This window comes from Roseovarius sp. B-10 (assembly GCF_056859295.1).
This window is the reverse complement of the sequence record NZ_JBSXOE010000034.1, coordinates 1-17806: the sequence shown is the minus strand read 5'-3', so window position 1 is coordinate 17806 and position 17806 is coordinate 1. Positions and strand designations below refer to the sequence as shown.

General features: G+C 65.3%; 16 protein-coding genes, 1 tRNA gene and 2 pseudogenes. 12 read left to right on the top strand and 7 right to left on the bottom strand.

Annotation, left to right across the window (positions count from 1 at the left end):
* Nucleotides 1-44: 44 nt before the first annotated feature.
* Nucleotides 45-716, top strand: coding sequence for a DUF6064 family protein (locus tag AC13D8_RS11205; RefSeq protein ID WP_482968911.1), 672 nt, complete (start codon nt 45-47; stop codon nt 714-716).
* 181 nt (nt 717-897) lie between these two features.
* Here AC13D8_RS11205 and AC13D8_RS11200 read toward each other — a convergent pair.
* Both AC13D8_RS11200 and AC13D8_RS11195 read right to left on the bottom strand, forming a co-directional pair.
* Nucleotides 898-1248 (bottom strand): annotated as a pseudogene (locus AC13D8_RS11200) (MFS transporter); the annotation flags it as partial.
* A complete protein-coding gene (locus AC13D8_RS11195) occupies nt 1245-1502 on the bottom strand; it encodes a metal-sensing transcriptional repressor (RefSeq protein WP_482968910.1) in 258 nt (85 codons plus the stop codon). The gene AC13D8_RS11195 and the pseudogene AC13D8_RS11200, both read right to left, overlap by 4 nt.
* 71 nt (nt 1503-1573) lie before the next feature.
* Between AC13D8_RS11195 and AC13D8_RS11190 the strand changes: the two genes are divergently transcribed.
* The 3 genes from AC13D8_RS11190 (at nt 1574) to AC13D8_RS11180 (ending at nt 3371) form a co-directional block, all read left to right on the top strand.
* A complete protein-coding gene (locus AC13D8_RS11190) occupies nt 1574-1945 on the top strand; it encodes a hypothetical protein (protein WP_482968909.1) in 372 nt (123 codons plus the stop codon).
* Nucleotides 1946-2080: 135 nt separating this feature from the next.
* Nucleotides 2081-2725 carry a HupE/UreJ family protein gene (locus AC13D8_RS11185; protein ID WP_482969044.1) on the top strand — a complete coding sequence of 215 codons (645 nt, stop codon included), beginning with the start codon at nt 2081-2083 and terminating at the stop codon, nt 2723-2725.
* A gap of 22 nt (nt 2726-2747) precedes the next feature.
* The gene (locus AC13D8_RS11180) at nt 2748-3371 is read left to right on the top strand and encodes a transmembrane anchor protein (RefSeq protein ID WP_482968908.1); all 624 of its coding nucleotides are present in this window, start codon (nt 2748-2750) and stop codon (nt 3369-3371) included.
* A 96-nt stretch (nt 3372-3467) separates the two neighbouring features.
* On the opposite strand, the gene AC13D8_RS11175 is transcribed toward AC13D8_RS11180, so the two are convergent.
* Nucleotides 3468-4730, bottom strand: coding sequence for a tyrosine-type recombinase/integrase (locus AC13D8_RS11175; RefSeq protein ID WP_482968907.1), 1263 nt, complete (start codon nt 4728-4730; stop codon nt 3468-3470).
* Nucleotides 4731-5345: 615 nt separating this feature from the next.
* Entirely contained in the window at nt 5346-5945 is a 600-nt protein-coding gene (locus AC13D8_RS11170) for a TetR/AcrR family transcriptional regulator (protein ID WP_482968906.1), read from the bottom strand.
* Between the two features lie 101 nt (nt 5946-6046).
* Here AC13D8_RS11170 and AC13D8_RS11165 point away from each other — a divergent pair, with 101 nt between their 5' ends.
* From AC13D8_RS11165 to AC13D8_RS11140, 6 genes are all read left to right on the top strand, one after another.
* Nucleotides 6047-6343, top strand: a complete 297-nt coding sequence (locus tag AC13D8_RS11165; protein ID WP_482968905.1) for a hypothetical protein — start codon at nt 6047-6049, stop codon at nt 6341-6343.
* A 74-nt stretch (nt 6344-6417) separates the two neighbouring features.
* Nucleotides 6418-7704, top strand: coding sequence for a homoserine dehydrogenase (locus AC13D8_RS11160; protein WP_482968904.1), 1287 nt, complete (start codon nt 6418-6420; stop codon nt 7702-7704).
* Nucleotides 7705-7770: 66 nt separating this feature from the next.
* Nucleotides 7771-8736 carry a class II fructose-bisphosphatase gene (glpX, locus tag AC13D8_RS11155; RefSeq protein WP_482968903.1) on the top strand — a complete coding sequence of 322 codons (966 nt, stop codon included), beginning with the start codon at nt 7771-7773 and terminating at the stop codon, nt 8734-8736.
* 43 nt (nt 8737-8779) lie between these two features.
* Complete coding sequence (recJ, locus tag AC13D8_RS11150) at nt 8780-10528, top strand: single-stranded-DNA-specific exonuclease RecJ (RefSeq protein WP_482968902.1); 1749 nt, start codon at nt 8780-8782, stop codon at nt 10526-10528.
* A 94-nt stretch (nt 10529-10622) separates the two neighbouring features.
* Nucleotides 10623-10697 (top strand) — tRNA-Glu (locus AC13D8_RS11145).
* A 335-nt stretch (nt 10698-11032) separates the two neighbouring features.
* On the top strand, nt 11033-11392 hold the full coding sequence (locus AC13D8_RS11140; RefSeq protein WP_482968901.1) for a hypothetical protein: 360 nt from the start codon (nt 11033-11035) through the stop codon (nt 11390-11392).
* A gap of 58 nt (nt 11393-11450) precedes the next feature.
* Here the strand turns inward: AC13D8_RS11140 and AC13D8_RS11135 are convergent, their stop codons facing one another.
* Both AC13D8_RS11135 and AC13D8_RS11130 read right to left on the bottom strand, forming a co-directional pair.
* Complete coding sequence (locus AC13D8_RS11135; protein ID WP_482968900.1) at nt 11451-14546, bottom strand: efflux RND transporter permease subunit; 3096 nt, start codon at nt 14544-14546, stop codon at nt 11451-11453.
* Nucleotides 14543-15850, bottom strand: a complete 1308-nt coding sequence (locus AC13D8_RS11130) for an efflux RND transporter periplasmic adaptor subunit (protein ID WP_482968899.1) — start codon at nt 15848-15850, stop codon at nt 14543-14545. The genes AC13D8_RS11135 and AC13D8_RS11130 overlap by 4 nt, the downstream gene beginning before the upstream one ends.
* Nucleotides 15851-16273: 423 nt before the next feature.
* On the opposite strand from AC13D8_RS11130, the gene AC13D8_RS11125 reads away from it, so the two are divergent.
* Together AC13D8_RS11125 and AC13D8_RS11120 are read left to right on the top strand one after the other, a co-directional pair.
* Nucleotides 16274-16807 carry a DUF2478 domain-containing protein gene (locus AC13D8_RS11125; RefSeq protein WP_482968898.1) on the top strand — a complete coding sequence of 178 codons (534 nt, stop codon included), beginning with the start codon at nt 16274-16276 and terminating at the stop codon, nt 16805-16807.
* A gap of 145 nt (nt 16808-16952) precedes the next feature.
* Nucleotides 16953-17082, top strand: a pseudogene (locus AC13D8_RS11120) (IS5/IS1182 family transposase); the annotation flags it as partial.
* A gap of 66 nt (nt 17083-17148) precedes the next feature.
* Here the strand turns inward: AC13D8_RS11120 and AC13D8_RS11115 are convergent.
* The coding region (locus AC13D8_RS11115; protein ID WP_482968897.1) for an MFS transporter at nt 17149-17806 on the bottom strand (658 nt) is incomplete at its 5' end.

The window sequence follows — 17806 nt, the reverse complement described above, 5'->3', positions numbered from 1 at the left end:
ATGTGTGCCGGCGTCCGCTTCAATCGCGCAAAGGATGCCTCGGTATGGACCTGCCCTTTACACAGGACGCCTTCTTTGCCCTCTTCGGGCAATACAATGCTTCTGTCTGGCCCCTTGCTCTTCTGTTCTACTTCCTCGCTCTCTTATGCGTGGGCCTCATTTTCCGGTCTGGCCGGTGGGCGGCGTTGTTCATCTCTGCGACGCTGGCCGCGATGTGGGTAGTGAACGGGATCGGCTATCACTGGATATTCTTTCGCGAGATCAATGCCGCGGCCGCGTTCTTCGCCGCCTTGTTCCTCGCTCAGGCGGCCCTGCTCATCGTCCTGTCGGTGCAGAGCCCGGCATTCCGCTTCGCGGCCGCGGTGGACGCGCGCTCGGCCGTGGGGCTTCTGCTGATCCTCTTCGCGATGTTTCTCTACCCTTTCTGGGGCTGGCTCGCCGGGCATGGCTGGCCAGATATGCCGGTCTTTGGTGTCGCACCGTGTCCGACGACGATCTTCACCATTGGCGTCCTCCTGACCGGGACGTGGCGGGTGACGCGGTGGCTGCTGATCGCTCCCGGTCTCTGGGCAGCTATTGGGGGCAGTGCCGCCATCCTGTTGGGGGTGCCGCAGGACTACGCCCTGCTTGTGGCTCTGGCGCTCTTGGTGCTGTTTGCTGTGGCCCGGCTGTTGGGTCTGAGCTTCGCCCGGCATGCCGCAGCGGACGCGGCTTAGGCGACCTTCTCGGCGGTCACAGATGTAGCGCCCACCGAGGATGATTGTCGTCAACGACGAAGCGGTGCGCATGGCGCCGATGTCTCTTCAAATGGGGGTGGTCCAGCGGCAGGTTATCGTGCGTGTGTTCCAGCACCTCGGGGTCTTCCTTGGGCCAGAGCCGGAGCGCGGCCGCGGCGCCGGCCGAGGCCGATTGCAGCAGGAAGATCAGGACGTAGATCTGCCAGACCTCTGTAACGAAGGGCAGGCACAGGGCCGCGCCCGCTCGGATCACGTCCAGCGTCACCAGCCGCGCGCGCCGGTTCACCCCGTCGACAAAGTCTCCAGCGATGGGCGCGATGCCGACATAGGCGACCATCCTGATCGTGAAGACCATGCCGAGCACCATCGACGCGCCCTCACCGCCGAGGGCGTAGGCCAAGAGACCCAACGCCACCATCGCCAGGCCTGTGCCGAGAAGCGCGACAACCTGGGGCAGGAACGGGTGGCGGTAGGTGCGTTCGGTGAGAATTTCGAGGGTGGTGCCCCTCAGAGATAGCGGGCGATGGCCTTCAGTTCATCCCGGTCGCCGGCCACGTCACCGTCGAGACAATGATCCATGTGGTCATGGATCAGCGCCTGCTTGGCATTGCGGACGGCCTGTTCCACGGCCTGCAACTGCTGGGCCAAATCAAGGCAGGGCCGCCCCGCCTCGATCATGGTGATGACCGAGCGGAGGTGCCCCTCGGCGCGTTTCAGCCGGGATGTGATCTTGGGGTGACTTGCGTGGACATGCGGTTCCGTCATATGCAAGGGCTATCCCCCCGGAGGGGATAGCGCAAGATGCCATACAAGACGCATCACGAGGGAACAGGGCAGTGCAGCAGGCGATGAGAAAGCGGATCGGGATTCGGATCGGAGCGAGGTTCTTCGCCGTGCTGACTTGCGTGGCGCTCGCTCTCTGGACCGTGTCGCCGAACGCGTCGCATGTGCCGCAGGTCATCGAAGCCTTGCAGGACCATGCAGAGATGATCGCCGAACATGGCCACTCCCATGGACTGGAGGAAAACCTGATCTGGGCGATGCACGGGCACAGCCACGAAGTCGCCGATCACGATCACAGCCAGGCCATGCTGATGTTGGCGCGGCGCGACACAGCGCCTGTCGAGACGAGCGCCCTTGGGCATGGCTACGCCCTGGTCCACTGGGCGCCACCCGTCTTCCGCCTGGAGCGTCCGCCACGCGCTTGAGCCTTGCCCGTCACGGGCCAGACATCACGTAACAACGGACAATCCAAGGAGACCCAAATGCACTCCGCTTTCGCGGATGGTCGGTCATGGCGCAGGTCTCGCGCCACCACCATCCTGACGGTCATCGCGGCCACGATGCTCTATGCGACGGCCGCCGCCGCCCACAATGTCACCGAGGGTGACGCCGGCTACATCCAGGAAATCTGGGGGGTGAACCTCGTCCCCTTCATGTATCTCGGGGCCAAACACATGGTCACGGGATATGATCACATCCTGTTCCTGCTCGGCGTCATCTTCTTCCTCTACAAGATGAAGGACGTTGGCATCTACGTGAGCCTCTTCGCGCTTGGCCACTCGACCACGATGCTGCTCGGCGTCTGGTTCGGCTGGGGCGTCAACGCTTATGTCGTCGACGCCATCATCGGCCTCTCGGTTGCCTACAAGGCGCTCGATAACCTCGGCGCCTACCAGCGCTGGTTCGGGTTCCAGCCCAACACCAAGGCCGCGACGCTGATCTTCGGCTTCTTCCACGGAACGGGCCTCGCCACCAAGATCCTCGACTACGACATCGCCTTGGACGGGCTTTTACCCAACCTGCTGGCCTTCAATGTCGGAGTCGAGATTGGGCAAATCATGGCGCTCGCCGTGATCCTTATCGTCATGGGCTACTGGCGCCGCAGCCCCGCGTTCCTGCGCCAAGCCTACACCGCCAACGTGATTATGATGACCCTGGGGTTCATCCTCATGGGCTATCAGATCACCGGATTTTTCGTCGTCTGAAACTCAGACAAGGAGACATGACATGTTTAATTCCAACCGCCCCTCGCTCGAAGAGCTGCCCAGCTCGGCACAGCTTCTGAAATCCACCGCCATCGCGGCCGTCTCGGCCGTGGCGATCCTGATCACCGTCGTCCTGCCGGCAGAATACGGCATCGATCCGACGGGTGTTGGCGGCGCGATCGGCCTCGCCGAGATGGGCGAGATCAAGACCCAGCTCGCCGAGGAGGCCGAGATGGACCGGCAAATGATGGAGGCCGAGGGCGATCAGTCGAGCCTGATGAACGACATCTTCGGCCTGTTCGTGGGAGCTGCGCACGCGCAGGAGGCAGAGGTCTGGCGCGACGAGATCAATTTTGCCCTGGAGCCCGGAGCGTCCGCCGAGTGGAAACTGGTCATGACCAAGGGCCAGACTGCTGAATACCGCATGCTTGTTGAGGGTGGCCGCGTGAACTTCGACCTGCACGGTCATGGCGGTGGCAATTCCGTCACCTACGAGAAGGGCCGTGGCTCAACTGGAGACGAAGGCGAGATCGTCGCTGACTTCGACGGCGAGCACGGCTGGTTTTGGCGCAACCGCGACAGCTCCGAGGTGACCGTCACTGTTCAGGTCCGCGGCGAATACGCCAAGTTCAAGGACGCGAGCTGAAGCCAGGAGCTGCCATTCGTGCTCGATGCGGCGAATGGCAGCTCACCGCCCAAATGTCGAGCAGGCCAAGAATTTTGCACCAATACTGCATCGAGATCATCCCTTTTCGGATGCCCCGCACACGAAGCGCGCCCAGTCCTCCATCATCTCCCGCCGCTTCTCGATCATGTCACTCCGCCTGTAGGCACGTTCTACGTCGCTGCCAACGGTGTGTGCCAGCGCGATCTCGGCCATTTCGCGCGGGTAGTTCGTGCGCTCGGCGGCCCAGTCCCTGAATGTGGAGCGCAGACCGTGCGGCACCGCCGGGCTACGCGACTGAGGGTCGAGAAAGCCTTTGCGCCCTGCCCTCTCCTCTTCCGCCTGCATCCTGCGCATCACGGCGGAGATCGTCATATCGGACATCTGCCCGGCCCTCGGAGACGGAAAAACGTAAGCGCACTCGGGATACCTCGGCAGAACCTTGAGCAGGTCCACCGCCGCAGAGGACAGGGGCACGCGATGTTCGCGTCCCGCCTTTGTGCGTTCCGCAGGGATGATCCAGAGCTGTTTCGTCAGGTCGATCTCGTCCCAGGTCGCGCCGCGTATCTCACCGGACCGCGTCGCCGTGAGTGCCAGGAACTCCAGGGCGCGCGCCGCCATTCCTTCACGCCCCTGCAGTGCCCTGAACCAGTGAGTGACATCATCCAAGGCGATTGCCGGCTGCCGGCGGCCAGACTTCTGCACCTTTCCGGGAGCGGGGAGCACCTGTTGCAGGTTTCCCTTCCATCGGGCCGGATTCTCACCCTCGCGAAACCCCATCGCCCGGGACCAGTCCAGCACGGCCTCGATCCGCTGTCGCACCCTAGATGCCGTCTCGTTCTTCGTGCTCCAGATTGGGCGCAGGACGGCCAGGATATCCTCCATGGTGATCGACGAGACCGGCTTATCCTTAATCACTGGAAAGGCGTAGGTAACGATCGTCGACTTCCATTGTCTGACATGCTTGGGATTGGAACGCTCGAGTTGAACCTTTTCTTCGAAGTAGCGCCGGAACGCTGCCTCGAAGGTGGTTTTCTCGCGAGCTTCGGCCGCGCGTGCAGCACGTTCGGCCTTTCGTTCTTCGACAGGGTCACGTCCCGCCCGGATCCGACGGCGCATCTCTGCCGCCTGCTCTCGCGCCTCCGCAAGGCTTACCTCGGGATAAGGTCCCAGACCGATATGGCGTCGCTTGCCCTGCACAATCGAACGGAGTATCCAAGACCTCGCGCCCGCCTCGGTGATATTAAGGTTCAGACCGCTCACACCACCAACTGCATGCAGTCCCGGTGCAGACAAATTCTTGACCTGAATTGCCTTGAGTTCACGTGCCTGCTTCGGCATTTCTTACTATCAACCTTCCCACCAACGCGATGCCCTATGGTGTGCATCTAAGCGCAATTAATATCAACCAGACACTTACCACTCTCCATATAAAATATTGTTTTTTCAATATTATTTTCATGTCCGTGACATAAGCTGCAGCTTATCAACAGCAGACACCCCTTCCGCCATAAATTACCTGTAATATTCTGATTTTTTATAAATGAACTCCCAACCAGGAATCCCAGCCCCCGGCGTATTCCCCACAACGATGGTGCTTACCCCGGAACAGGTTGGAAGTTGCCGATCTATCCGTCGCTGCGTTCAACCAACCAGCCCGCACGCCCACCGCCCGCGCTGGGCTTCGGTAATTCTCGTCTTGCCCTCTAGCGGTCCCGGGCCGGTGCTTTCGGTGCCGTGAACCGACAACGCCACTCGGCAGGCTGCCAGATGCCCCTGATCCCCCCGTTCGTCCGTGATACTCCCGCGCAGCGCGCTGAGGTCGTCGCGGCAACGGAAGGGACGACCCATGCCGCCCGCCCCGTTAACCCCGCCGCGGACCGATCCCGGCACCGACGCGATACCGACAGGATACCGACGCGATGCCGATCGGGAATTTTATATCTTTCCCGTGCGTTAACCCTGATTCGTCACCGCCCGGCGCACCATGTCCCAATAGAGCGCCTCGACCTCTGCCAGGCTCAGCCGCCCGCGTTCGCGGAACCAGGTGTTGACGCCCGTCAGCATGGCGATGAGCGCCATCGCCGCGATCCGCGGCTCGGCCACGGCAAAGCGGCCCTCGGCCACGCCGCGGCGCAGGATCGCCTCCAGACGGGTCTCGTAATCGCGGCGCAACCCTTGGATAACATTGAAGTTTTCAGGATCGAGATTGCGCAACTCCATGTACGAGACAAAGACCGCGTCGGCGCGCCGCGTGTTGAACCGGATGTGGAACCGCGTGAACGCCTCGAGCGCGGCCCGCACCCCCGCCTCGGGCGGCGGGGTGGCGGCATCCCACGCCGCCAGCAATTCCTCCATATGCGCACGCATTAGCTCGAACAGCAGCGTCTGCTTGTCCGGGGTGTAGTTATAGAGCGCCCCCGCCTGCACCCCGACCTCGGCCGCGATTTTCCGCATGGAAACAGCGGCATAGCCGTGCCGCGCGAACAGGTGCAGCGCCGCCTCGCGCACCCGCGGGCCAGTGATGTCGGAATGCGATCCTTGCGTGCGTGCCATGAGCACATGGTTTATCTGAACATCCGTTCAAATCAAGGCCCGGCTTGCCCCCGCCCCCCTGGGATGGCAAGAAAGGGTGTCGGTTTTGCCACGAGGCTTTGATGCACCCCCTGCCCGCCTGTCTTGCCGCGTTGATCGCGCTGGCCGCCTGCACCGAGCCCTACCCCTTGGCCCCCGAGCTCGCCGCTTCGGGTGCTGACGCACCCTACCCCGAGCTGGTCCCGGTCGAGTGGATCGCGGCACAGGTGCCGCCCGCCACCGACGATCGCACCATCCCTGCCCGTACCGAAGCGATCGACTCCCGCGCCGCCCGCCTGCGCGCCCGCGCCGAGCGCCTGCGCGACCCGGTCATCGACCCCGACACCAAAACCCGGATGCGCGAGGGCGTGGACGGCTGACGTGCGTTGCAAGGCCGCGGCGAACCGGTTACATCGCGCCGCAACCAACGCGACTTTGAGTATCGGAGACATCCATGAGCACCCCCCTGCGCCTCGGCATTGCCGGGCTTGGCACCGTCGGCACCGGCGTGGTGCGCATCGTCCGCCAGAAGGCCGAGCTCCTCTCTCGCCGCGCGGGACGCCCGGTCACCATCTCTGCCGTCTCGGCGCGCACCCGCGACCGCGATCGCGGCGTGAGCCTGTCGGGCTACGCATGGGAGGACGACCCGGTGGCGCTGGCGCGGCGTGACGACGTCGATGTGTTCGTCGAGCTGATGGGCGGCTCTGACGGCCCGGCCAAGGCCGCGACCGAGGCCGCCATCGCCACTGGCAAGGACGTGGTCACCGCCAACAAGGCGATGCTCGCCCATCACGGGCAAGCGCTGGCACTGGCCGCCGAGGAGGCGGGGCGCGTGATCCGTTTCGAGGCGGCGGTGGCGGGGGGGATCCCTGTCGTCAAGACGCTGACCGAAGGGTTGGCCGCCAACGAGATCACCCGCGTGATGGGCGTGATGAACGGCACCTGCAACTATATCCTGACGCGGATGGAGGCCACGGGCCAAGGCTACAACGCGCTGTTCGAAGAGGCTGACAAGCTGGGCTACCTGGAGGCCGATCCCAATCTCGACGTGGGCGGGGTCGACGCGGGGCACAAGCTGGCACTGCTGGCCGCCATCGCCTTCGGCTGTCAGGTGGATTTCGAGGGGGTGACGCTGGAGGGCATCCAGGACATCACGCTCGACGACATCCACCGCGCCGCCGATATGGGCTACCGGATCAAGCTCCTGGGTGTGGCGCAGATGACGGGCCGAGGGCTCGAGCAGCGCATGTCGCCCTGCCTCGTCCCGGCGGCAAGCCCCTTGGGACAACTCGAGGGGGGCACCAACATGGTGGTGCTCGAGGGCGACCAGGTCGAGCAGATCGTGCTGCGCGGCCCCGGCGCGGGCTTGGGTCCGACGGCGAGCGCTGTGATGGCCGACGTGATGGATATCGCGCGCGGGTCCCGTATCTCCACTTTCGGCCAGCCGGCCGCACGCCTCGACACCTGCGCGCGTGCAGGCACGGCCACGCCCGCTCCCTACTACCTGCGCATGGCGTTGCGCGACAAGCCGGGCGCGCTGGCCAAGGTGGCGACGTGCCTCGGCGAGGCGGGCGTCTCGATCGACCGCATGCGCCAGTATCGCCATGAGGACACCACTGCCCCGGTGCTGATCGTGACCCACAAGACCAACCGCGACGCGCTCGACACGGCGCTGGCCGGCATCCGCCGACTCGACGTTCTGGCAGCCGATCCTGTCGCGCTGCGGATCGAGGCGGTCTGAGCCGCGGCTTGTGCGCGCAGATCGCCGTGGCTAGTGTTGCCGAAGCTCATTCACAAGGACCGCTCCATGAATTCCGAAATCGCTTTCAATGACCGTATGCTCTCGCTCGGGCTGGCGCGCGTGGCCGAGCAGGCGGCGCTGGCCTGCGCCGACCTGATCGGGCGCGGCGACGAAAAGGCCGCCGACCAGGCCGCCGTCAACGCCATGCGCGAACAACTCAACATGCTCGCCATGAAAGGCGTGGTGGTCATCGGCGAGGGCGAACGCGACGAAGCACCGATGCTGTATATCGGCGAGGAAGTGGGCAGCGGCGACGGCCCCGGCGTGGATATCGCTCTCGACCCGCTCGAGGGCACGACGCTCACCGCCAAGGCCATGCCCAACGCGCTCACCGTGATCGCGATGGCCCCACGCGGCACGCTGCTGCACGCGCCCGACACCTACATGGACAAGCTGGCGATCGGACCGGGATATCCCGAGAACGTGGTGTCGCTCGCCATGACCCCGCGTGAGCGAGTCGAGGCATTGGCGAAGGCGCGGGGCTGCCGCCCCTCCGAGATCACCGTCTGCGTGCTTGAACGTCCACGCCACGAGGACATGATCACCGAGTTGCGCAGCACCGGTGCGGCGGTGCACCTCATCACCGATGGCGACGTGGCTGGCGTGATCCACTGCGCAGAATCCGAGCGCACCGGAATCGACATGTACATGGGCACCGGCGGTGCGCCCGAGGGGGTGCTCGCGGCGGCGGCGCTCAAGTGCATGGGCGGGCAGATGTGGGGACGGCTGGTGTTTCGCAACGACGACGAACGCGGGCGCGCGGAGGCCGCCGGGATCACCGATTTCGACCGGGTCTATGCCCGCGACGAGATGGTGACCGACCAGGTCATCTTTGCCGCCACAGGGGTCACCGACGGCTCGATCCTCAAGGGGGTGCACCGGCGGCCCGGCTTTGTCGAGACCGAGACCGTGCTGATGCGCTCGCGCACCGGATCGGTGCGGCGCATGGTCTATCGCAGCAGGCGCGACTGAACGCGCGCGCGAGTATTTGGGGAAAGATGAAAAGGGGAACGCGGTGAGCGCCTATCTCGGCGTGGAACGCTCATTGACCGGGCGGCGCTGGACCGGGCCGGGCATCGAGGTCGAGCGGCAGGCCGAGGCGATGGCACAGGCAACCGGCCTGCCCGGCGCGCTCTGTCAGACGCTGGCGCGGCTGGGCGTCCCCGCGGCGGAGGCCGAGGGCTACCTGAGCCCCACCCTGCGAGACCTGCTGCCCGATCCGCGCTCCCTGCGCGACACCGAGGTGGCGGCGGCGCGGCTTGTGGCGGCGGCGCAGAGACGCGAGCGGATCGCCATCTTTGCCGATTACGATGTCGATGGCGGGGCCTCGGCGGCGCTGGTGATCGACTGGTTGCGGCGGATGCAGGCCCCCGCGCCCACTCTCTACGTTCCCGATCGCATCGACGAGGGCTATGGCCCAAACGTCCCCGCGATGACGGCGCTCGCGGCCCGGCATGACCTGGTGATCTGCGTGGATTGCGGCACCCTGAGCCACGACGCGCTGGCGGCGGCGGCAGGGGCGGACGTGGTGGTGCTCGATCATCACCTAGGCGCAGAGACGCTGCCGCCAGCGCTGGCGGTGGTCAACCCCAACCGGCAGGACGAGAGCGGCGACCTGGCGCATCTGTGCGCCGCGGCGGTGGTGTTTCTGGTACTGGTGGAGGCGGGGCGTCAGCTGCGCGTCGCGGGCGGCGCGGAACCGGACCTGATGGCGCTGCTCGACCTCGTGGCGCTGGCGACAGTGGCCGATGTCGCGCCACTGACAGGCGTCAATCGTGCCTTCGTGCGGCAGGGGCTAAAGGTGATGGGGCGGCGCGCGCGCCCCGGGCTGGTGGCGCTTGGCGATGCCGCACGGCTGGACCGACCACCCGCCGCCTATCATCTGGGCTTCGTGCTGGGGCCGCGGATCAACGCGGGCGGGCGCGTCGGACAGGCCGATCTGGGTGCGCGGTTGCTTGCCACCGAGGATGCCGGCGAGGCGCGTGCACTGGCGGAGCAGCTCGAGCGGCTCAACGAGGAACGCCGCGAGATCGAGGCGGCGGTGCGCGCCGCGGCGCTGGCGCAAGCCGAGGCGCGCGGGGTAGATGCGCCGCTGGTCTGGGCCGCGGGCGAGGGCTGGCACCCGGGCGTGGTGGGTATCGTCGCGAGCCGCCTCAAGGAGATGACCAACCGCCCCGCCGTGGTGATCGGGCTGGAGGGCGACGAGGGCAAGGGCTCGGGCCGGTCGGTGTCGGGTGTTGATCTCGGTGCGGCGGTGCAGCGTCTGGCGCGCGAGAATCTCCTGCTCAAGGGTGGTGGGCACAGGATGGCCGCGGGATTAACCGTGGCGCGCGACCAGCTGGAGCCGGCGATGGCGCGGCTATCGGAACTGCTGGCACGGCAAGGAGCGGGTACGGCCGGCCCGGCCGATCTGCGGCTCGACGGCATGCTCATGCCCGGGGCCGCGACACCCGAACTTGTCGAGCGGCTGGAGGCGGCGGGGCCGTTCGGCGCGGGCGCACCGGGGCCGCGATACGTCTTTCCCGACTGCGCCATCGGCTATGCCCGCGCGGTAGGCGAGACGCATCTGAAGCTGCGGCTCGACGATGGGCTCGGCGGGCGGCTCGACGCCATTTCATTCGGCGCGCTTGACGGCCCCCTGGGCCCCGCCCTGATGGCTCATGGCGGTGCGCGGTTCCACTTTGCCGGACGGCTCGAAGTCAACCACTGGGGCGGTCGGCAGACCGTGCAACTCCGGCTCGAGGATGCTGCTCCCGCGGGATGAGGCGATGTTTTTTTCCACGCTTGCCGCTGGTTTTCTGCAAAATGCCTCTTGCGCAGGCCGATGGTTTTTCATACTCACCCGTCACGCCAAGCACGGCCCGTTCGTCTATCGGTTAGGACGCCAGGTTTTCAACCTGGAAAGAGGGGTTCGATTCCCCTACGGGCTGCCACCCCCCTTCGACAACTTCGATTAAGCCCTTGTTTTGAAGGGCTGTTATGCGTCACCCGGGGCCAGATCATCATCGACTGATCGCTTTTTGATGCACATTCTGATGCACAATCCGATACCCAAGCGCTTGCGCGCGGCATCCCTTTGCGGCACCGTGACGCCATGCCGATTCATCACCGCGGGTCCACCTGCTATCTTCGCCGCCGCGTGTCGAAGCGCTACGCATCGGTCGAGGACCGGGAAATCGTCTAACTTTCTCTCAAGACCGACAGCCTGACCAAGGCCCGCCGCTAAGAAGAAAAGGTCTCGACCAACCTGGTGGCGCGATGGGAGGCCTTGCTCCGTGGCGACACCGACCTCGCGCGGGAGCGATATGCTGCGGCGCGCGATCTGGCGCAGGCCCGGGGCTACGAGTTTCTGCCCGCCAAGAAGGTTGCCGAACTGCCCCTCGCCGAGATCATGGAGCGGTTTGAGGCGTCCCTGAACGCGCATGGCAATATCGACGACCGCAGAGTGCGCTTGGCGGGCTTTCCGCCCAAAACGCCCCCACGAAATGCACCGGCGCGAACCTGTGACGGAATTTGCATCCCGCAGACCCGAGAGCAGCTATCGACCCCACACCCTGCCTTCCTGTCCCAGCCTGTCACGCCGAGTAAAATCCGGCAAACCTTCACTGAGGAGATGGAAGATTGGTGATCGAGCCGCGCAGGAAACGTCAGCGACCCACTTCTACAGTGCTCGTGCCACCGCGCTTTCACGTCCCCTGTGATCGGTGGCGCGGTCTGAGATCATCCAGGATGGCGTAGAATGCGGGCAGGACCAGCAGTACCAGTACGGTCGCGCTGAAAAGGCCGAACACTACCGAGATCACCAGCGGCTTGACCGTCTGCGCCTGCGTGCTGGTTTCCAGTAGCAGCGGCGCGAGCCCCATGAGCGTGGTCGAGACCGAGACCACGATGGGACGAAAGCGGTCGCGGCTGGCCAGCCCGGCGGCCTCGGTCGCTGGGACTCCCTCGCCCATACGTCGCTTGATGACCTGCACCAACAGAATGGCGTTGTTGACCACGATCCCGGCCAGCGAGGCCGCCCCCATGATCGACGGCATCGAGATGTTGTAGCCCATCAGCATGTGGCCCAGAACCACGCCCACGAGCGCGAGCGGGATTGTCAGCATGACGATGACCGGCTCGACATAGCTGCGGAACTGGAAGGACAGAACCACGTAGATGCCCACCAGCCCGATCAGGAAACCGCGTAGAATCGAACCCATGGTCTGGGCGGAATTGGCGTTCTGACCCTCGATGGTGACAGAGACACCGGGGAAATTGCCGGCCAGCTCGGGCAGGAACCCAGCGGTCACGTCGCTCACGATGGCGTCGGCATTGCCGATGCGCCCGTCCACATCCGCGGCGACCGTCACGGTTCGCCTGCCATCGACATGGGCGATGCTGCCCCAGCCGCGCGCCGCCTCGATCCGGGCCACGGTGGCAAGCGGCGTACGTGAGCCGTCGGGCAGGCGTATCTCGAAGGCGGTCAAGTCCTCAAGCGTGCTGCGGTCGCGCAGCGCCTGTTCGATCTCGATCTCATGCGCGATGTCGCCGTCCTGGACGGTCATGACGATCCGGCCCAGAAACGCCGCACCGACTTGGTCGGCGATGTCGCGTCCTGTCAGCCCCAGACCGGTGGCCCCTTCGGCCAGTGTCAGCCGCAACTCGGGGCGTCCGGGACGTAGGTTGTGCATGGCGTTGTAGACACCGGCATAGGTCTCAAGCTCGGCCACCAGCCGGTTTCCTGCCTGTTCGAGCGCCGAAAGGTCCGGCCCCGAGAGCCGGATTTCGACGGCGCGGCCCTGCGGGCCGATGCCCGGCTCGGTCAGGGTGATCGCGATCGCGCCGGGCACTGCGCCGATTTCCGCGCGCCAGGCGGCGATCAACTCGTCGAGGGTGGTCACGCGACGCTCGGCTCCCAGCAGGTCGGCGGATATGGTGGCGACATGCGAACCGGCCTCGCCCGCGGTAACGTTCCTGTTGAAGATGGTCTGCACGGTCTGCACAAGCGCTGCGCCGTCGGGCTGCAGCGGGGAGAGATGCTGGTTGACCAGCGCCAGAGCCGCCATGACGTGGTCCGCGATCTCTTCGGTTCTTTGAAGCGGTGTGCCCTGCGGCATCAAGATGCGGGCCTCAAGCACGTCGCCGTCAATATCGGGCAGCGCTTCGCGCTGGACATGCCCGCCGCGCAGCAGCCCAATCGTCACGATCATCGCGGCAAGCGTCAGGCCGGTCACGAGATAGCGCCACGTCACCGCCGCGTCGACGAGCGCGCCAAGCCCCCGGTCGCGCACCAGCCCGAAGCCGCGCTCGAACCCCGCGCGTAACCGCGATGGCGGGGTGTCGGCCGATTTCAGCCCGTGCGAGAGGTGATGCGGCAGAACCCAGAAGGCCTCGATCAGGCTTGCGGCGAGGGCAGCGATAAGGACCACGGGCAGCACCTCGAGCACGGCACCGAGGTCTCCGGACAGGAATGACAACGGCGCGAAGATCGCCACGGTCGTCGCGAAAGACGACAGCACCCCCGGCAGGACACGTTTCGTGCCCGCGATGGCAGCCTCGATCCGCGAGGCTCCCTTCGCGGACTCGTCCGAGATGGCATCCGAGATCACGATGGAATCATCCATCACGATCCCGATGGCCATGAGCAGCGCCACTAGCGTGATCATGTTGAGCGAAAGCCCCGTCAGGGCCATCACGACAAAGGCCCCCAGAAAGGCGACCGGCAGCCCGAGCGCCGCCCAGATCGCGTAGCCGGGGCGAAAGAACAGGCTCATCACGCCCACAACGAGGATCAGGCCGATCACCCCGTTCTGGACCAGCATCACCAGACGGTCACGCACGATGCTGGTCATGTCCTGCACAACCTCGATCCGGATCGTTGGCGGCAGGTGGTCGCGTTCTCCGGCAACAACCGCCTGCACCGCGTCAAAGACCCGCAAGGCATCCGCGCCAAGCGACTTTTCGACCTGCAGGAACACGGCGCGCTGCCCGTCGAGAAAGGCGCGCTCTTCCTCGGGGCCGTAGGTTTCCTCGATCGAGGCGATCTGGCCGAGGGTCAGTTCGGCCCCGTTGGGCCGCGACAGGACCACGATGCGCGCCAGCGCCTCGGGGCTGCGGCGTTCTTCGGCAAGTCTCAGGGCAATGTCCTGTGCGCCGGTTTCAAGACTGCCCAATGGCCGGTCGAGGCTTTGCGCGCTGATCCGATCGGCGAGCTCGGATACGGTCAGCCCGTGCTGCAGCAGCACGGCGCGGGCCACCGTGATCCGGTATTGACGCTCACCAAAACCGGTCATCGTGACCTCTGCCACGTCAGGCAGGGCGCCGAGCCTGTCCTGCAAATCTGCAGCGTAGAGTTCGAGCTGCGCGGGCGGCATATCTCCGGCCACGGCAACCGAGGCTACCGCGTCGGAGCGGTGCAATTGCCGCACTGTGGCCGGATCGGCCTCGGCCGGGAAATCGTCAACGGCGGAAATCTCTGTGCGCAGATCGGTGACGAAACGTCCCGCGTCTCCGATCGGTGCCATGGTGGCCACGGCGCGCGCCACGTTTTCCTGCGCGGTGCAGGTCAGCTCCTGCAGGTGTTCGACAGCGTCCACCGCGTCCCATATCCGGCGGCAGATCGCGTCTTCCACCTCGCTGGCCGTGGCCCCGCGATAGATCACGGAAATCTCGGCCTCGGCATCGCGAAAATCGGGAAAGGTCTCGCGCTTGAGGGTCGGGGCGGCCATGATCCCCGCCGCCGCGATCAGCACCAGAAGGAGATTGGCTGCGGTCGGGTGGCGGACGAACCAGGCGATCATTCGGCTGGCTCCGCCGCGCGCACGCGCAGTCCCGGCAGCGCGGGCACAATATCGTCGAGGATGACTTCGTCACCGGCGTCGAGTCCTTCGGAGATCACGCTCTCGCCCGCCTGTGTCCAGGCCACGATCACGTCGCGCATCTCAAGCCGTCCCTCCGCGTCGCGCAGATAGACGGTATCGCCACCATGCACCGCCTGCGCTGGCAGGACGATCATCGGCGCGCCCTCCGGCCCGGTCAACGTCACCTCGACATACATGTTGGGGACCAGCGGAAGGCGCGCAGGCGGGTTCGCACTATCGTATGGCGCGTCCACTGCGATCACGGCGGGCACCGAGCGGGCCTGCGGGTCGAGACCGTTCTCGACACGGATGAGCCGCCCGCGCCAGACCTGGTCTGGATCAGAGACGAGCCGCACCTCGGCGGTGATCCGGTCGAGTATCGCGTCGCGTTCGCGCGCGCCGAAGCGCACGCCATCGGTCGCGGCGGCCCCCATGAGGCGCGGAAAGCTGTCGAGCGACATCTGCGCCACGATCACCGCCTGCGCGACGCCATCGGCGCTGACCAGAGACTGGCCGGCGGTCACGAACTGGTGCTGCTCGACATGCACATCGCCCACCCGCAGATCGAAGGGGGTCTCGATTCGGGTCATCCGCAGATCGCGTTCCGCGCGGGCTTGGGCTGCGCGGGCGCGTGCGATCTGCGCGTCGAGGCGCGCGCGCCGCACCGGGATCAGGGCCAAAGTGTTCTCAAGCTCCTGCACCGTGCGGCGCAGCGCCAGCGTGGCGCGTGTCTGCTCGTCCAGCCGTGCCTGCGGGACCGTGCCCTGTTCGGCCAGTGTCCGCACGCGCGCCAGTTCGGATTCGGCGAGCGCGAGGCGGTCCTGCTCGATCCCGAGGATCAGGCGGGTGTTCTCGGCCTCCTGCGCGATCTGTCGCCCTTCGGCCTCCAGCGCTGTCAGGTCCGCCTGCACCTCCTGCAGGGTTGTTTCGTAGCGGCTCGCGTCGATCTCGAGCACGCGGGTACCCTTGGGTATCATGTTGCCGCTCTCAAGCTCGGGATGGCGATAGGTCACCGCGCCCGCGACCTCGGCCACCGCCTGCCAGCTTTGCGCCGCGTGCACGGTGCCATAGCCGCGCACCACGGGGGCAATCGGTCTGGCTTCGGCGCGGACCGTGCGGGCCACGGCCTCTCGCTCCCGCTGGTCGGTCTGCGCGGGCGGCGCGGCTGTCGAAACAAGCCAAACCGCGGCTGCGATCCCGATGGCAAGAGGGGGAAGAAGCCGCACCATGCGCCAGAACCTCATGAACATTCGCCTTTTTCGTTGTTCCGCCGTTGTCTGAGTCATGGCGCGGCCATGATAACAAGATGCTCGCGTGGATGCGCAACCATCGGAGCTTACAGAGGGCTGATCCATTTGTCTTTGCGACGCTATGGTTGCAGCTACTCTGTATCGGCATTTGAATTACGAATTTGACAACGGTCAAGGACCGAACCGTTCCTGACGCTTTTACTGATCCTAGTTGCCAAACGACCCGGACGTGGCAGGAGCAATGAGGCGCGGGGCCGGGCAGCAGATTTTCCGAGGGTGATACGCATTGCGCCCGCCTGGTCTGCAACTCGGATGTCAATTCGTGCAGGATGGAGGAAACGACGATGAGGATCGAGATCATGACAGGTGAGACTTGGTCAGCGTGCGCAGATGTCTCTCCAAAATGAGGTGCAAACGATGAGGCTTGCTTGCGTGAGTGCGGAGGGGCGCGGTGCCACGGATCACTTGTTGGCGGCGATCGTGGAGCGTATGGGCAGTGAAGGGTTCCGGCTTGCCGGTGCATTGCGCGCGGTTGGACCGGGGGCCGGGGCGGGCCATTGCGACAGCGCGTTGCGGCTCTTGCCGGATGGTCCCGTCATCGACATCACGCAGAACCTGGGCACGGGATCAGCGGCGTGCCGGATGGATGCCGGTGCGCTGGAGACGGCGGTGGCGGTAGCCACCGAGCAGCTGATAATGCAAGGGGCCGATCTCGTGGTACTCAACAAGTTTGGACTCAGCGAGGCAGAGGGGCGTGGATTCCGGACGATGATCGCCGAAGCTCTCGGGCGCGACCTGCCGGTTCTGCTCGGCGTGTCCGATGTGCACCGGGAGGCCTTTGACCGGTTCGCGGGCGGCATGGCCGTCGCGCTGCCGGCGGACAAGGACGCTGTTCTCGCGTGGTGCCTTGGGGCAATACCGAAGGCGGGCGGGACTAGCCATGTGGTGTGACACTGAGACTTCTCATGCCGACCGAGCGGGACCGCATGACGCGGGTCGCAGAGTGGTAAACTCGAAAAGGAGCATCCGATGAGGCTCTGTTGCACAAATCCAGTGAGGGATTCATCTTGTAAATCCAGCGTGGTAGCTGGGCTGCATGAGCAAACTCACATCCCCGACCTACAAGACCAGGATCTGCCCCCTACAATGCAGCGATCAAGCGCCATGGCTCGCTGGCGATCTGGTTTGATCCTGAGATGAGCTGGGATGCCGCGCCGACAGGTAAGTGTCGGCCGACAGCAGGCCCTCTGGGCAACTCCCAAGCGATGGAACGAAGGGGGACAGTACTCGCGCTACTCTTTGCGACTGCTGATCGAGCCATGATCAGCCTTCGGTGTTTCAGGCGGATGCGCGTCGGTCTCTGTTTCGCCCGCGGCGAGCGCGGCGGTCTCGGGCGTCGAAGATCGCGCGAGCGGCTTTGACTGGAAGGCGACCTTGTCCACAGCAGCCACGGCAGGCGCGATCCGAAGCCTGACAAGGGCAAACAGGAGAAGGAGCATATGTGCCATTCCGGTCACGGCGAAGAGCGAGGAGGCCCCGAAGGTCGTCATCGCAAAGCCGGCAACCGTCGGGCCGACGATGGATCCAATGCCGAAGACGAGCAGAAGCCCCCCGCTGACCTGAATGAACGACCCAGGCTCTGCGTGGTCGCTCGCATGAGCGACGATTACCGGATACATGGCAAAGACCGTCGCACCAAAGAATGCCGACAGGACCAGCACGGCCAGCGCTTGCGTGAGGCCAGTGAACAAGAACAGTGCATCGGCCAGCATGGCAAGAACCGTGACCGCAACCAGCACCTTTCTGCGGTCCAGCCGGTCAGAGACAATCCCGACAGGAATTTGACTCGCTGCTCCCGCCAGAATCGGGATGCTGGCGAAAAGCGCAATCTCGCCAAGCGACAAACCGATCCGTGCGCCATAGACCGCGGCCAACGTGGCGAAGGCCGCG

What these genes read in the sequence shown, in the direction of transcription:
- AC13D8_RS11185 (WP_482969044.1), top strand. Translation starts at nt 2,081, where the DNA reads ATGCTCTATGCGACGGCCGCCGCCGCCCACAATGTCACCGAGGGTGAC.
- AC13D8_RS11160 (WP_482968904.1), top strand. Translation starts at nt 6,418, where the DNA reads ATGAGCACCCCCCTGCGCCTCGGCATTGCCGGGCTTGGCACCGTCGGC.
- AC13D8_RS11170 (WP_482968906.1), bottom strand. Translation starts at nt 5,945, where the DNA reads ATGGCACGCACGCAAGGATCGCATTCCGACATCACTGGCCCGCGGGTG.
- AC13D8_RS11130 (WP_482968899.1), bottom strand. Translation starts at nt 15,850, where the DNA reads ATGAGGTTCTGGCGCATGGTGCGGCTTCTTCCCCCTCTTGCCATCGGG.
- AC13D8_RS11125 (WP_482968898.1), top strand. Translation starts at nt 16,274, where the DNA reads ATGAGGCTTGCTTGCGTGAGTGCGGAGGGGCGCGGTGCCACGGATCAC.
- AC13D8_RS11175 (WP_482968907.1), bottom strand. Translation starts at nt 4,730, where the DNA reads ATGCCGAAGCAGGCACGTGAACTCAAGGCAATTCAGGTCAAGAATTTG.
- glpX (WP_482968903.1), top strand. Translation starts at nt 7,771, where the DNA reads ATGAATTCCGAAATCGCTTTCAATGACCGTATGCTCTCGCTCGGGCTG.
- AC13D8_RS11135 (WP_482968900.1), bottom strand. Translation starts at nt 14,546, where the DNA reads ATGATCGCCTGGTTCGTCCGCCACCCGACCGCAGCCAATCTCCTTCTG.
- AC13D8_RS11205 (WP_482968911.1), top strand. Translation starts at nt 45, where the DNA reads ATGGACCTGCCCTTTACACAGGACGCCTTCTTTGCCCTCTTCGGGCAA.
- AC13D8_RS11180 (WP_482968908.1), top strand. Translation starts at nt 2,748, where the DNA reads ATGTTTAATTCCAACCGCCCCTCGCTCGAAGAGCTGCCCAGCTCGGCA.
- AC13D8_RS11195 (WP_482968910.1), bottom strand. Translation starts at nt 1,502, where the DNA reads ATGACGGAACCGCATGTCCACGCAAGTCACCCCAAGATCACATCCCGG.
- AC13D8_RS11165 (WP_482968905.1), top strand. Translation starts at nt 6,047, where the DNA reads ATGCACCCCCTGCCCGCCTGTCTTGCCGCGTTGATCGCGCTGGCCGCC.